The following is a 14634-nucleotide window of genomic DNA, read 5'->3' on the forward strand; positions in this document are numbered from 1 at the left end:
CAGCCGTGGCGCTGTGGAATTTGTCCACGCCGCCTAGGCGTCTATCGCCAGATCGGCCAGCATCTGGTGCAGGCGACGAAGGATCGCCGGATCACCGGGCGCGCCGTCCAGCGCTTCCTCGGCAAGGTCGATCAGGCCTTCGGCATGAAAGCTTGCCGCAAGGCCTTTCAACCGCAAGGCTGCAACGTGCCAGTTCCCATCGCAGCGAGCGCGGCCGAGCAGATCCACCTGCCGTTCGGCACTTTCGATGAATGCCGCACGCAACTCGCGCACGAGTTCGGGATCGTGCCCGGCAGCAGCGGCAAGGTTTGCATCAAGGGAGGCGCCTTCGTAGGCCATATGAAACCGCTACGGGCCGAAGCGTTAAGGCGGGGTTTATGGATGGATCGAAATCGTGATATGACAGCGTCATGAACGGGGGAAGACGGATCATTCCGATCGATGGCGCCAATGAGGACGCCGGTGAGGCAAGCATGGCCGGGCCAACTGCGCCTGAGGATGCCGAGCTGGCATATATGCCTCCAGCTTTCCTTGAGAAAGCATCGGCAAGCGACTGGGATAGCGCAGAAATCCCTGCGCTCAAGAAATCCTGGCCAGCGCTTGTGCTGGCTGGCGGTGCGATTGCTGGTTGGACGGCATTCTTCGTTTGGGTTGTGATCCTTGCACAGCCAACGCCCGCGTCTGCAGAGCAATGGGCATGGTGGTTGACGCAATGGAGCGTGCCCGTCCTGCTGGTGCTTGTTCTGCTGCTCGTAGTCATGCGTACAAGCCGGCGGGAAGCGGCCCGCTTCGCCGATGCGGCACGCCTGCTGTCGAACGAATCGGCTTACCTTGAGCGGCGCCTTGTTTCGATCAACACCGAACTGGCGCTCGCCCGCGACTTCATGGCCGCGCAAGGCCGCGATCTTGAATCGTTGGGCCGGGTTGCGGTCGATCGGCTTTCGGGCAGTGCCTCGCAGCTGGATGGGCTGATCAGCCGGAACGGCACGCAGATCGACAGGATCGCCGAAGTTTCAGCGGCCGCTCTCGACAACATGGAGAAGCTGCGCGGGCAATTGCCGGTCATTGCCAATGCCGCCAAGGACGTGACCAACAACATCGGCAATGCCGGACGCACCGCGCATCTGCAGCTTGAAGAGCTGGTCTCGGGCTTTCAGCGCCTCAACGAGTTCGGCCTTGCCAGTGAACGGCAGGTCGTGTCGTTTCGTGACCGGGTCGACAGCGCGCTGGAGGGATTTGCCAAGGCTTCCGAAGACCTCGGCCTTCTGGCCGAAAATCGCTTTGATGCCCTGACGCAGCGCAGCGTCGATCAGGCGGCAATGGCTGCCGAGGCGGAACAGGCTGCCCTTGCGGCTTGGCGGGAGCGCAGCGATGCCCATGCGGCATCCCTCAAGGAAACTCTCGTCCAACTCGGCGAGGCGCACGAGGGACTTATCGCGGACTCGGCGGGACGCCTGGCACGCTTTGAGGAGGCCGCGCGTTCGCTCACGGCAATGCTCGAAATCCAGGGCCGCGATCTTGACGAACAACTGGCGCGCAGGCGCGCCTCTGCCGAAGCTGGCGCCGCGGAACAGCGCGCGGCTCTCGAAAACCGTCTTGCCGAAATCGACGAGGCCGTTGCCGAGCGTCGCTCTGCGTTGGAGCGCGCCGCCGCTTCTGCCGCCGAAGGTTTGGCGTCAAAGCTGGCCGAGCTTGATCAGGCGATCGAGGCGCAGCGCAGCACGCAAATTGTCGAGGCTGAGAAGCTTGCTTCCAGATGTGAGGAAATCGGAAGCAAGGTCAGTGCCTTCTCCGAAGTCCTTCGCAACTCTGGCGAACAAGGCGCACAGACAGCGTCGCAGGTTGACAAGGCAATGGCCGATCTCACCGCGCGACTGGGTGAAATGCGCCACGCGCTTTCAGGCACGGACCTGCAGATCGGCGAATTGACCGATTCTGCTGTGCGGCTTCTTGAGCTGATCCAGGCCGGTGGCGACCACACGCGCACCCAGATTCCGGAAGCCCTGCGCAGTACTGAAGCCGGGCTCAAGGGTCTGGAGGATCGCGTGTTCACCCTGCGCGATACCTTGCGCGAAGCAGGCGATGGCGGGCGCAGCCTTGCCGAGACGGTTGGTTCTGCTCGCAGTGAAGTTTCGAGCACGATCAAGGAATTGCAGAAGGCGCAAAAGACCCTGTCCGAGCAGGCGGCAGAGCATGAGCAGCAACTTTCTGCTCTGCGCGACGTGCTGGCCGGGGTGCGCGCCGAAAGCGATGCACTGTCACAGGATATCGAGAGCCGACTGTCAGGAGCAATTGGCGGCTTGAACGAGGCTGCAACCAAGGCTGGTAAAGACCTGCGCGTCAGCACTGCGGGTGAAATCGAAAGCCTCGCCGAACGACTTGGCGAACAGAGCAGTGCCGCGATCGCGCGGGTGCTTCAGGGGCGCGCGGCCGAACTTGTGGGGCGTCTTGAGGAAGCCATCGATGCCGCAGCGGCAGCAAGTCGCGACACCGCAATCCAGATGCGTGACCAGTTGGCGAAGGTCGATGAACTGGCCGGCAATCTTGAGGCGCGGGTCGATCGCGTTCGCGAGAAGGCAGAGGAGAAGGTCGATAACGACTTTGCCCGTCGCGCGGCCCTGATCACGGAATCGCTGAACTCGTCCGCCATCGACATTGCCAAGGCGCTGTCGACGGATGTTTCGGAAACCGCTTGGGCATCGTACTTGCGCGGGGACCGCGGCATCTTCACCCGCCGCGCCGTGTCGCTGCTGGAAAGTGCCGAGGCCAAGGCGGTACAGGCGCATTACGAAGCTGAGAGCGAGTTCCGCGAGCATGTGAACCGCTACATCCACGATTTCGAATCCATGCTGCGCCAGTTGCTTTCGACCCGTGACGGTAACGCTCTGGGCGTTACGTTGCTCTCGTCCGACATGGGCAAGCTCTATGTCGCACTGGCGCAGGGGATCGAGCGCCTGCGCACCTGAGCTTGAGGCCTAATGAAAATCGCGTGACTTGGGGATGATCCTCACGTCACGCGGGTGTGTCCGGGCACCGGGACCGGCGCGTTCGGGGATCGGCCTGTTGCACTCGTCCGCCCGCGCAATCGGCGGCATGAGCTGGTCGGCATCGGACAGCGCATCCAGGCTCGCGCTGGCATCGGTCAGGTGCATGGCGATGACATGGATGACCTCGTCGTCGTATTCGACACGCCCGCGCACCTCCATCAGCCGTGCACCCATGATGATCTTGCGCTGCTTCTCCATCAGGTCGGGCCAGATCACCAGATTGACCACGCCAGTCTCGTCCTCGAGCGTGATGAAACAGACACCCTTGGCGCTGCCGGGGCGCTGACGCACCAGCACCACGCCGGCAACCTGCACCGTGGCGCGATACTTGTGGCTCCTGAGGTCCGCCGCCCGGACAAAGCCGCGTTCGCCCAGCATCGGCCGCAAAAACGCCAGCGGATGGGCCTTCAGCGACAGGCGATGCGTCTGATAATCGGCCACGACCTCCTCCGACAGCGGCATCATCGGCAGGACGGCACGACTGCGCTCCTCGCCTTCCGAGCGTGACGTCATGGCGGCAAACAGCGGCAGTTCCTTGGGCGCGACAAGGCTGCGGGCATCCCACAGCGCCTGCCTGCGCGAGAGACCAAGCGAGCCGAGCGCATCGGCTGCGGCAAGCCGCTCGACCAGTGCCGGAGACAGCCCTGCCCGTTCCTTCAGGCTGGCGGCATCGGTAAAGACACCACCCTCGCCTCTCGCCGCAACAAGCATGGCGGCCGCATGTTCGGGAAAGCCATCGATCTGCCTGAGGCCAAGCCGGAGCGCGCCTCCGCCCTGCTCCAGCGTGCAATCCCAGTCCGAATGGTTCACATCGACCGGCAGCACCGGCACGCCGTGCCGCGCCGCATCGCCGACGATCTGCGCAGGGGCATAGAAGCCCATCGGCTGCGAATTGAGCAAGGCGCAGGCGAAAGCCGCCGGATAGTGGCACTTCAGCCATGACGAGACATAGACGAGGTGGGCGAAGCTGGCGGCATGGCTTTCGGGAAAGCCGTATTCGCCGAAACCCTTGATCTGGTTGAAACAGCGTTCGGCGAAATCCGGATCGTAGCCGCGCTTGACCATGCGGCCGACCATCATGTCCTCAAGTTCGTGCACCATCCCGCGGGAGCGGAACGTGGCCATGGCCTTGCGCAGGTGATTGGCTTCGAGGCTGGAAAACCGCGCCGCATCGAGCGCGATCTTCATCGCCTGCTCCTGAAAGATCGGCACGCCCAGCGTGCGGTTGAGGATCGAGCTCAGCTCATCGGCGGGGCCATGTTCGGGTCCGGGCGCAGGGATCTCTACCCTCTCCTCACCCCGCCTGCGCTTGAGATAAGGGTGGACCATATCGCCCTGGATCGGGCCGGGACGCACGATGGCGACCTGAATCACCAGATCGTAGAACTGGCGGGGGCGCAGGCGCGGCAGCATGTTCATCTGCGCGCGGCTTTCCACCTGGAACACGCCGAGAGAATCGCCCTTGCACAGCATGTCGTAGACTGCCGGGTCCTCGCGCGGGACCGTGGCCAGCGTCAGGTCGCGGCCGTGGTGCGAGCCCAGCAGATCAAGGCACTTGCGGATGCAGGTGAGCATTCCGAGCGCCAGCACATCGACCTTGAGGATGCCGAGCGCGTCGATGTCATCCTTGTCCCATTCGATGAAGCTGCGATCGGCCATCGCGCCGTTGCCGATCGGCACGGTTTCGGTCAGCGGCCCTTGAGTGAGAATGAAACCGCCAACGTGCTGGGAAAGATGGCGCGGCATTCCAATCATTTGCTGGGCAATTGCGATAACGCGCCTGAGGTAAGGATCGGTGCCGTCCAACCCGCTTTCGTTGACGTTCTTGTCCCCCACCTCGGTGCCCCAACTACCCCAGACGGTGCGAGCGAGCGCGCCGGTCACGTCTTCGGACAGGCCCATGGCCTTGCCTACTTCGCGGATCGCCATGCGCGGGCGGTAGTGGATGACCGTGGCGCAAAGCCCTGCACGGGCACGGCCAAAACGGCGGTAGATATACTGGATGACCTCCTCACGCCGTTCATGCTCGAAGTCGACGTCGATGTCGGGCGGCTCCTTGCGCTCTTCCGAGATGAAGCGATCGAACAGCAGTGCGTGCTTGGCGGGATCAACGGCGGTTATCCCGAGGCAAAAGCAGACCGCGGAATTGGCAGCTGAGCCACGCCCTTGGCACAGGATCGGAGGATCGCAATTACGTGCGAAATCAACAATATCCTTGATGGTCAGGAAGTAGGTTGCAAGGTTCAGCTTGCCGATCAGGTCGAGTTCCCGGCGCAGAGTATCGGCAACGCTCTCCGGCACGCCATCCGGATAGCGCCCCCGTGCACCTTCCCACGTCTGCATTTCGAGCCAGGATTGCGGATCGTGGCCTTCGGGGCAGATTTCTTCAGGGTATTCGTAGCTGAGCTCCTTGAGGCTGAACTGACAGGAGTCCGCCACTTCGCGCGTGGCACTGATTGCCTGGGGCCAGCGTTCGAACAGACGGACCATCTCTTCAGGGGATTTCAGATGCCGTTCGGCGTTGGGTTCGAGCAAATGCCCGGCCTTGGCCACGGTGGTCTTGTGACGGATTGCCGTCATCACGTCCTGAAGCGGACGGCGGTCTGGCGTCGCGTAGAGCACTTCGTTGGTAGCCAGCAGGCCAAGGCCATTGCTCCGAGCTAGACCGTTCAGCCGTTCGATCCGGGCAATGTCATCGCCGACGTAAAGGTAGCTCGCGGCCAGATGGCGCATGGTCGGCAGGCTGTGGACAAGCTTGGGGAGAAGCTCGGGAAAAGGCAGGGAAAGGCTGTTCGTAATCGGTGGAAGAACTGGGGATTCCCCACTTGGAAAAGCAAAGACATTGCTTTCGCTTTCCGCCGTAAACATCTGATCCAGATCAGCTGGGGGAACGAGGATCAGGTGAATGCCCTCGGCATGGGCAGCCAGCATGGGTAAATCGATCTCACAGATGCCCTTGGCCTGCCACTCTCCAGTGAGCGTGCGCATTCGCCCAGCAGAAATGAGGCGGCACAGCCTACCGTACGCGGCGCGGTCCTGCGGATAGGCCAGAAAGGCCAGGCCTTCGACGGTTTCGATCCTGCAGCCGATAACGGGGCGCATGCCCGCCCCATCGGCTTCGGTGTGCAGACGTACAATACCGGCCAGGGTGTTGGCATCGGCAATGCCCAGCGCATCGTAGCCCAGTTCGCGTGCCGTCCTGACCAGATCCTGGGCGTCCGAGGCACCGCGCAGGAACGAGAAGCAGGTTGCCAGCCCCAGTTCGACAAAGGCCGCCGGTGACGGTAGCGACCCTTCGAATGGCGCGACATGGCGCCGCGGCGGCGTCAGCGCAGGTTCGGGCATCAGACTGCGCCAGAAAGTTCCGAAAGTCTATCCGCTACCCGGCGTAAATCATTCGCAAACTTGGCTTCTTCCTCGGCGCGACCGTGATCTTGCAGACGCAGCAGATAGCTGGGATGCGTGGTGATCCACAGCTCGCTGCCATCGTCGAGCAAATGTGGCTCGCCCCGCACCTTTTGCACGCTGACCGTCTTGCCCAGAAGGCTGCGTGCCGCGCTTGCGCCCAAGGCGAGGATGAGCCGGGGCTGGACCAGCGCGCGTTCGCCATCAAGCCACCAGCGGCAGATATCAATTTCCTTGGCGGTGGGATTCTGGTGGAGACGGCGCTTGCCACGGGGAACGAACTTGAAGTGCTTGACCGCGTTGGTCACGTAGGTGCGTTCGTCCGAAATACCCGCTTCTTCGAGATGCGAGCGCAGCAAGCGACCGGCCGGGCCGACGAACGGACGGCCCTGCTCCTCCTCGGTATCGCCCGGCTGCTCGCCCACGATCATCAAGGCGGCGGATGCAGGCCCTTCGCCCATGACGGCACGGGTACCGTTGCAGCCGATCTCGCAACGGCGGCAGCCGAGGATTGCCTCGCCAATCGCGCCAAGGCTTTGCGGCCGTTCGCCGAAGTCCTGTTCGCCCGCCTTCACCATCTGCGCCTCGCGTGCCTGTGCGCCTGCGATCAACTCGGGGATGAGCGCCGCTTCGGGCATGTTCTTCCAGTACTTGCGGGGCATTTCCTTGAGCATCGCCCCGACCTTCAAACGCGCGGGATTGAAGATCGACGCATAATACTTGCGCCACAGCGCCTCGACCGGATCGCCCGAAGGAGCATCTGCACGGGTGGCCGGCGGGCCTTCCTGCAGCGCCTCGCCATCCCAATGCAGGGTCCCGCGCGGGGTGAGAATCGACCAGCGCATGGTGGTGAAGCGACGCACGAAGAACCCGGCGTTGGCGCGCAGGATATGGTGCTCGGGCTCGAACCAGGCGACGTAGTGCTCGCCTTCTTCGTTCTCCACGCTGCGAAAGCGGACGAAAGCGCGCATCTTGTGAATGTCCCGCCGGACCTGCCGGGCGAGGTCTTCCATGGCGCGTACGTCGGGATCGGCCTTGTCCTCCATCAGGCGGGGCGTGACTGCAGGCGCCACAACGTGCGATAGAGCAATGAAAAGCGCGTAGAATCAGAATGAAGGATCACGCTTTGTGCAAGCTGCAAGAAGTCTCGCGAAACGCGGGGCTGTGGGGCATCGTCAGGCGGCGATGGCAGGCGGCGGTCACCATGAGCGAACAGGTCCGCGCCCTGATCGGCAGGGGATTCCCAGGTGACCCGGTCTGGCGCCATATCGGCGCGGACCATGCGGCGCGCGGCATCACGCCACCCCTCGAAATCGTCCGGCGCGGCAAGCTGGATGCGGAACGCTTCGGTCAGGCGCATGTCACGAAACGGCTTCATGCGAAGAGTTCCATCTGGGCGGGCTTGGCGGCAGGGGCCAGAAGACTTTGCAGATCGGCCCGGTCGGTCAAAAGTATGGGGCGCCAGTCCTCGGTGACGATGAACGGGCGCACCTTGGCAACAGAGACGGTGAGTTTGCCGACATCGGCGAGGCGCAGGCGGCGCTGGCGGCGCGCGGCGACAAGCGCGTTGACCGCCTTCACTCCCAGCCCCGGCACGCGCAGCAGCTTCTCGCGCGGGGCACGGTTGACGTCGACCGGAAAGTCCCCGCGAAAGCGCAAGGCCCAGGCGAGCTTGGGGTCGATATCGAGCGGGAGCATGCCATCGTTGCCGGCTGCCTGCTGCACTTCGTGCGGGGCAAAGCCATAGAAGCGCATCAGCCAGTCGGACTGGTAGAGCCGATGTTCGCGCATCAAGGGCGGACGCTTCAGCGGCAGGACCGCGCTGGCATCGGGGATCGGGCTGAAGGCGGAGTAATAGACGCGGCGCAGGCGAAAGCGGTCGTAAAGCGTGCTGGCGCGACCGACGATATCGGCATCGGTCGCAGCATCGGCGCCGACAATCATCTGGGTGGACTGGCCGGCGGGAGCAAACTTCGGCGCATGGCGGAAGCGCTTGCGGGCGTCCTTGGCCTCGACAATCGCTTCTTTCAGCGACCCCATCGCTCCTTCGATCTGCGGCGCGGACTTGTCGGGCGCAAGGCGAGTGAGGCCGGCCACCGTGGGCAATTCGACGTTGATCGAGACGCGATCGGCATAGAGCCCGGCCTGGGCAACCAGTTCGGGATCGGCCTCGGGGATTGTCTTGAGGTGGATGTACCCCGAAAATCGTGTTCTTCCCGCAGGATACGGGCGACTTCTATCAACTGCTCCATCGTGTGGCTGGAGCTTTTGACGATGCCGGAGGAGAGGAACAGCCCCTCGATATAGTTTCGGCGGTAGAACGACAGCGTCAGGTCCACCACTTCCTGCGGAGTAAAGCGCGCGCGGCGGGTGTTCGAGCTCTTGCGGTTCACGCAGTAGTGGCAATCGAACACACAGTGGTTGGTCAGCAGGATCTTGAGCAGCGAGATGCAGCGACCATCAGGCGCATAGGCATGACAGATGCCCATGCCCTCGGTCGACCCGATGCCGCGCCCTGGTCCATTTGGCCCCCCTTGCTGTTGCGCTTGGTAGTACCCGACGAAGCGCAGGAGGCATCGTACTTGGCAGCATCGGCCAGGATTTCGAGGCGTTCGAGAACGGTAAGTTGCGACATTCGTTCTTTATATGTTCCTTCGGCATCCTGCGCCAGCCCGTACCTGTGGACAGGCCGAGGGAAGGAACGCGAAACGGGACGAGCCGTTCAGGCACCATACGGGCGGGGCCTGAGGAGACAGTTTGATGCCGATGATCGAGACCCGCGACGGGACCCGCCTTTATGCCAAGTCGTGGGGTGATGGGCCGCCGGTGGTGCTGATCCACGGCTGGCCGCTTTCCGGCGACAGTTGGGACCCGGTGAGCAATGCGCTGGCCGATGCGGGCTTCCGCGCAATTGCCTATGACCGGCGCGGCTTCGGGCGTTCCGATCAGCCTTCCGGCGGCTATGATTACGATACCTTTGCCGACGATCTGGCTGACGTCATGGCGGCAATGGGTGTGGGCGATAACGTGGCTTTGGTCGGCTTCTCGATGGGCGGCGGCGAGATCGCGCGCTACATGTCGCGCCATGGCGGTCGCGGGGTTTCGCGGGTGGCGCTGGTGTCCTCGGTCGTACCCTACATGCTCAAGACCGACGACAATCCCGACGGCGTTCCGCAATCGACGTTCGATGAAATGACCGACGGCATGCTGGAGGACCGGGCCAGGTTCTTCACCGGCTTCTTCCGCGATTTCTATGGCGTGGGGATGCTGAGCAGGCCGGTGAGCGACGAGACGCTGAAGCTGTCCTGGGCAACAGCGATGCAGGCGGGCCTGAGGCCGACGCTGCTCTCAGCGAAGGCTTTTGCCACTACCGATTTCCGTGGGACCTGCCCTCGTTCCGCGTGCCGACTTTGGTAATCCACGGCACCTCCGATGCGACTGTGCCGATCGAGGCAACCGGGCGCGCCGTGGCCAGGGCCGTGCCGCATGCAACGCTGATCGAGTACGATGGCGAGCCGCACGGGGTCTTCGCAACGCAGACCGAGCGGCTGACCAAGGATCTGCTCGATTTTGTCTCGGGCCGTCCCGCCGAAACGATGCCGCAGGAAGTGATCGACACGCTGACCGCACAGACCATCGTGGCGCCATCGATCTGATGCTTCAGGCAAAGAGCCCCTGGATGAACCATTCAGGGGCTCCACCGCGCCCGTCCCCGATCACGCCGTGGCGGTAGATCCAGTAGCGGCGGCCGGTCTCGTCCTCGATCCGGTAATAATCGCGAAGGCGCACGGTGGAGCGTTCGCGCCACCATTCCGGGGCAATGCGCTCTGGCCCTTCGGCTCGTACGACCTTGTGCAACTGTCCGCGCCATTGGAACTGGCGTGGCAGGCCGTCCGGGGTTTCATAGATGACCGCGACAGACTCCGGTTTATCCAGGAGTTTCAGTGGCCTGTGATGGAAACGCAATTCTTCCTGTGAAGAGGGTATATCCGCCAGCGATGGCTGCCAGCGTTGGGCGCGTTCGGGCAGATGACTGGCGTGAGCGACCGGACGCTGTACCGCTTCTGGCCCAAGGCGCACGGTCAGGCGATCGATACAGGCGGCCAAACTGGTACCATGACGCTCGGCCGCGGCGTCGAGATCGGCCTGCGACAGGTGCAAGGGTTCCGCCCACGGCACGCGCAGGCGCACAAGTTCTATGCCGAACCCCGCATCGAGATCATCGAGCCGTGCGGCGAAGAGACGGCAGATATGGGCCGGATCGCGGGAGGCGGCAGCCATCTCGAGCCGCCGCACAATCACCTCGCCATCGACCTTCCACATCCCCAGCTCAAGGCGACGTGCCCCCTGCCCCAGCCCTTCGAGCAGGCGCGCCATGTCGGCGGCGAGGTCCTCGACCACGCGATCGAGAAGGGTGCGGTGGCGGATCGGCTCCATCAGTCGGCGCTGGACCAGCGGGCAGGCACGCCCACGACGGGCAGCAGCGGTTCGGGCCGCAGGCCGAAGATCTGGTCGAGCCGCAGCAGCGGATTGGCGGCGGCCGAGCGATGATTGCGGAAGCGGCGCGCCAGGTTCTCGCGCGTCAGCCCTTCGATCTGGCCCAATCGCTTGAGGCCGAGGCGGCGCAGCAGCAGGATCACATCGGCGTCGAGACGCAGCGCGGCGACGGGGAGATCGGCGAGAAAGGTGCGCGGGTCCGCTTCCGCAGGCTGGACTGCAGCTGTCGGTCCATGGCGGGCGAGTGCCCAGGCCGCGCCTGCCGTGGGTGCAAGCGCAGCGCGTGCCGTCAAGCCACGCTTGTTCAGCAGGGCCAGCGCATCAGCGATCAGGGCTTGCTCGCCGCCGAACAGGTGCGCCACGCCGCTGGTATCCACCAGCAGTCCATCGGGTGGATCGAGCGCGCTCCAAGGGCCCCAGCGTTGTGCCCACAGGGCAAGGTTCTCAAGGAACGCAAGGTCGCCCGCAGCATCGGCAGGGCGCACGACAAGCGCGGGGCAAAGCGTGCGCGCATCGGTGAGGCGCATCGACGGCGCAGCCCCCGCCGCGCGGGCCGCAGCGTTGGCGGCGGCAATGCGCGGGCCGTGGGCGGTGTCCTCGATCAGCGCGAGCGGGGCGGCGTCGAGCCCTTCCCCGTACTTCAGGCCTTCAACCAGTCGCCAGCGATCGATCGCCAGATCCGTGCACCAGATCGCCATGATCCGGCGTCCGGGATTCTGGGAGAGCAGGTTCGGCGACGAGGAGAGCGTCGTCATCGCGCAAGGTCCATTGTCCGGGGTGGAAGGTATGGGCGCGAAACAGATCGGCCCGCCAGGTGGCCGTGCCCGGGGCGTGGGCATTCCAGCGCGGCCGGGGTGAAGGTGCGGGTCCCACCTCCCAGCGCATGCGCGCCGCGCCGAGATCGCGCCGGGCATCGAGCCGCACGAGCCACAACGGCACGCCGTGCTTTTCTGCAGCAAGGCTGAGACGGCGCGAGGCGGTGAAATCGAGCGCGCGAGGATTGCCGCCGATCTCGCCCATCACGAAAGCCATGTCACGACAGCGCAATCCCTCTTCCAGCGCGAACAGCGCATCTTCGGGCGTGGCGGCGGCAACGTGGATGAGGCGATGGCGCAAGTCGGCTGGCAGGCCTGGCAAGTAAGGCCGGCCGGAAAGACGCAGTGCCGCCTTGTCCTGCACCCATAGGAACGGGCGGCGATCGGGCAGTTCTGCGACTTGCTGCTGGCGCAAGGCATCGCGGGCCAGCGCCAGCGCCATTCCCGCTCCGCAGGCATCGCGCGCAGGTGCGAACAGCTCGGCATGAGCGCAATCGAGGGCCAGCCCCGGCTGCCAGCGGGGCGTGCGGGCAGAGGTGCCGATACCGCGCGCAAGGCCTGGAGCCAAGGCGACAGGATCACGGATAGGGGCGTGTTCGATCATGCGATTCGTTCCTTTGTTCTTATTATGTTCCATTTCAGGGAACGCGCAATCCGTCTGTCGTTTCCCTTATGTGCACAGCCTTGGGGAAAAACCTGGGGGGAACTTCACCCGCTCCGTCCCGTTCATCAGGCAACTGCCGACAAGCAAAGGACATTCGAGCAATGAAGTACGATCAGGGCAATCCCGAAGAGCTACGCGAAAAATTCTGGAAGGCGATGTCTTCATCGCCCTACGTCATGCTCCAGCTCGACAATGATCCGGATTCGGCCGCGCCGATGACCGCGCAGCTCGACAAGGACGCCAACAGCGCGATCTGGTTCTTCACCAGCCGTGACAACCGCTTTGCCAAGATGGGCGGAGCCACCGCGACGTTCTCTTCCAAGGGGCACGATGTGTTTGCCCGCTTCCATGGCGTGCTGGTCGAGGAAACCGATCGCGCGGTGCTGGAAGAGCACTGGAACAACTTCGTGGAAGCCTGGTTTCCGGGCGGCCCGGATTCACCCAACCTGCTGTTCCTGCGCATGAACCTCGGCGATGCCTCGATCTGGGCGGGTGAACTCGGCCTGATCGGCACGGCCAAGATGGCGCTGGGTATGGACGTCACCAACGACGTCAAGGGCGGCTACACCGACACCAAGCTGTAAGCACTGTCACCCGCCAACCAAACGAAAAGGGCCGCCCCGAAAGGAGCGGCCCTTCTTATTCAACCCTTGCAACCGATCAGCTGATCGGCGGCACCGGCTGCGGCGGCGCGTCAGCGTCTTCCTCATGCACTTCCACGAGGCCACGGCCGACATGGCTGCGGCTGCGGCTGTAGCCGAAGTAGATCAGCAGGCCCAGCGCACCCCACACCGGCAGCACCATCTTGGCGTCGAACGGCAGCAGCAGGTAGAGCGCGAAAGTCCCGACAATGGCGAGCGGCGCCGTCAGCCAGATCAGCGGCGTGCGGAATGGACGATGACGGTTCGGCTCGGTCCGGCGAAGCACCAGCACCGCGATGGCCACCATGAAGAACGCGAACAGCGTACCCGAGTTCGAGATGTCGGCCAGCTTGCCCACCGGCAGAAACGCAGCCGCTGCAGCGACAAACACGCCGGTAATGCCGGTAACGATGTGCGGCGTCTTCCACTTGGGGTGAATCGTGGCGAGCTTTTCCGGCAGCAGACCATCGCGCGCCATCACGAAGAAGATGCGAGTCTGACCGAACAGCATCATCAGGATGACCGACGGCAGGGCAAGACCGGCAGCAAGGCCGATCACACCGCCAAGCTTGGTCCAGCCGATCTCCTTGAGAACGTGGGCCAGGGCTTCCTTCGAGCAAGCCAGAGGCTCCTTGCCGAGCGCGGCGAGCGACGCACACTGGTCTGCCAGAGCCTTGGAGCCCGGAGCGAGGACTTCACCGGCAGGACCTGAAACGGGCTGCGCACCGATCGAGCCAATCGCGCCGCCTGCGACGAGGATGTAGAACACCGTACAGATCGCAAGGCTGCCGATCAGCCCGATCGGCACGTTGCGCTGCGGGTTCTTGGTTTCCTCGGCCGCGGTCGAGACCGCATCAAAGCCGACATAGGCGAAGAAGATCGAAGCCGCTGCACCGCCAACGCCGATGATGCCCCAGCCGTTAGGCGTGAATGGAGTGAAATTCGGGCCGTTGTTCAGGTACTTGAACGTGGCGAACACGAACAGGGTCAGCGCGCCGACCTTGATCGCAACAAGCACCGCGTTGACCTTGGCGCTTTCCGAGGTGCCGATCATCAGCAGCCAGGTAACGAGCAGGCCGATAACCAGCGCCGGCAGGTTGACCACGCCGCCCGCGAAAGGACCGTTGGCCAGCGTCGCTGGTATCTCCAACCCTATGTAATCTCGCAAGAGTCCGACGAAATAGCCCGACCAGCCCACGCAGACCGCTGAAGCTGCCACCGCATATTCGAGGATCAGCGCCCAGCCGACCATCCATGCCAGCAATTCACCCATCACGGCATAAGTGTACGTATAAGCTGACCCCGAAACAGGCACCATCGATGCCAGTTCCGAATAGCACAGTGCCGCCACCGCGCAGACAAAACCGGCGATGATGAAGCTCCAGATCATGCCCGGCCCGGCCTTCTGCGCAGCTTCGGCCGTAAGCACGAAGATGCCGGTGCCGATGATGGCGCCGACGCCGAGCAGGGTGAGCTGGACCGGGCCCAGCGAGCGATGCAACGATTTCTTTTCAGCAGTTGCTAGAATGGCGTCGAGCGGTTTGACGCGACCGAACATGAAATTC

General features: G+C 63.7%; 8 protein-coding genes and 3 pseudogenes. 4 read left to right on the forward strand and 7 right to left on the reverse strand.

From position 1 onward, the window contains the following. Positions 1 to 33: 33 nt before the first annotated feature. The gene (locus C7W88_RS13505) at positions 34 to 339 is read right to left on the reverse strand and encodes an Hpt domain-containing protein (protein ID WP_118073930.1); all 306 of its coding nucleotides are present in this window, start codon (positions 337 to 339) and stop codon (positions 34 to 36) included. Between the two features lie 71 nt (positions 340 to 410). Between C7W88_RS13505 and C7W88_RS13510 the strand changes: the two genes are divergently transcribed. Then, a complete protein-coding gene (locus C7W88_RS13510) occupies positions 411 to 2966 on the forward strand; it encodes a hypothetical protein (RefSeq protein ID WP_118073931.1) in 2556 nt (851 codons plus the stop codon). Between the two features lie 9 nt (positions 2967 to 2975). Here the strand turns inward: C7W88_RS13510 and C7W88_RS13515 are convergent, their stop codons facing one another. The 3 genes and pseudogenes from C7W88_RS13515 to C7W88_RS13525 form a co-directional block, all read right to left on the reverse strand. Further along, a complete protein-coding gene (locus C7W88_RS13515) occupies positions 2976 to 6392 on the reverse strand; it encodes an error-prone DNA polymerase (protein WP_118073932.1) in 3417 nt (1138 codons plus the stop codon). Beyond that, a pseudogene (locus C7W88_RS13520) lies at positions 6392 to 7830 on the reverse strand (UdgX family uracil-DNA binding protein). The gene C7W88_RS13515 and the pseudogene C7W88_RS13520 overlap by 1 nt, the downstream one beginning before the upstream one ends. Beyond that, positions 7827 to 9087 (reverse strand): annotated as a pseudogene (locus C7W88_RS13525) (putative DNA modification/repair radical SAM protein). Before C7W88_RS13525 ends, C7W88_RS13520 begins: the two co-directional pseudogenes overlap by 4 nt. A 125-nt stretch (positions 9088 to 9212) precedes the next feature. Between C7W88_RS13525 and C7W88_RS13530 the strand changes: the two are divergent. Continuing rightward, positions 9213 to 9869 carry an alpha/beta fold hydrolase gene (locus tag C7W88_RS13530; RefSeq protein ID WP_370073139.1) on the forward strand — a complete coding sequence of 219 codons (657 nt, stop codon included), beginning with the start codon at positions 9213 to 9215 and terminating at the stop codon, positions 9867 to 9869. Further along, complete coding sequence (locus C7W88_RS24815) at positions 9854 to 10108, forward strand: alpha/beta fold hydrolase (RefSeq protein ID WP_370073140.1); 255 nt, start codon at positions 9854 to 9856, stop codon at positions 10106 to 10108. The genes C7W88_RS13530 and C7W88_RS24815 overlap by 16 nt, the downstream gene beginning before the upstream one ends. A gap of 4 nt (positions 10109 to 10112) precedes the next feature. Here C7W88_RS24815 and C7W88_RS13535 read toward each other — a convergent pair. Next, a pseudogene (locus C7W88_RS13535) lies at positions 10113 to 11647 on the reverse strand (DUF6504 family protein). After that, positions 11598 to 12368 (reverse strand): hypothetical protein, encoded by a 771-nt coding sequence (locus C7W88_RS13540; protein ID WP_240344658.1) that lies wholly within the window; start codon positions 12366 to 12368, stop codon positions 11598 to 11600. Before C7W88_RS13540 ends, C7W88_RS13535 begins: the two are co-directional and overlap by 50 nt. 161 nt (positions 12369 to 12529) lie before the next feature. Here C7W88_RS13540 and C7W88_RS13545 point away from each other — a divergent pair, with 161 nt between their 5' ends. After that, positions 12530 to 13012, forward strand: coding sequence for a pyridoxamine 5'-phosphate oxidase family protein (locus tag C7W88_RS13545; protein WP_118073933.1), 483 nt, complete (start codon positions 12530 to 12532; stop codon positions 13010 to 13012). Positions 13013 to 13088: 76 nt separating this feature from the next. Here the strand turns inward: C7W88_RS13545 and C7W88_RS13550 are convergent, their stop codons facing one another. After that, positions 13089 to 14627: an amino acid permease gene (locus C7W88_RS13550; RefSeq protein ID WP_118073934.1), complete on the reverse strand. Its 1539-nt coding sequence runs from the start codon at positions 14625 to 14627 to the stop codon at positions 13089 to 13091. Positions 14628 to 14634: the final 7 nt, after the last annotated feature.

This window comes from Novosphingobium sp. THN1 (assembly GCF_003454795.1).
In the GTDB taxonomy this organism is placed as follows: Bacteria; Pseudomonadota; Alphaproteobacteria; order Sphingomonadales; family Sphingomonadaceae; genus Novosphingobium.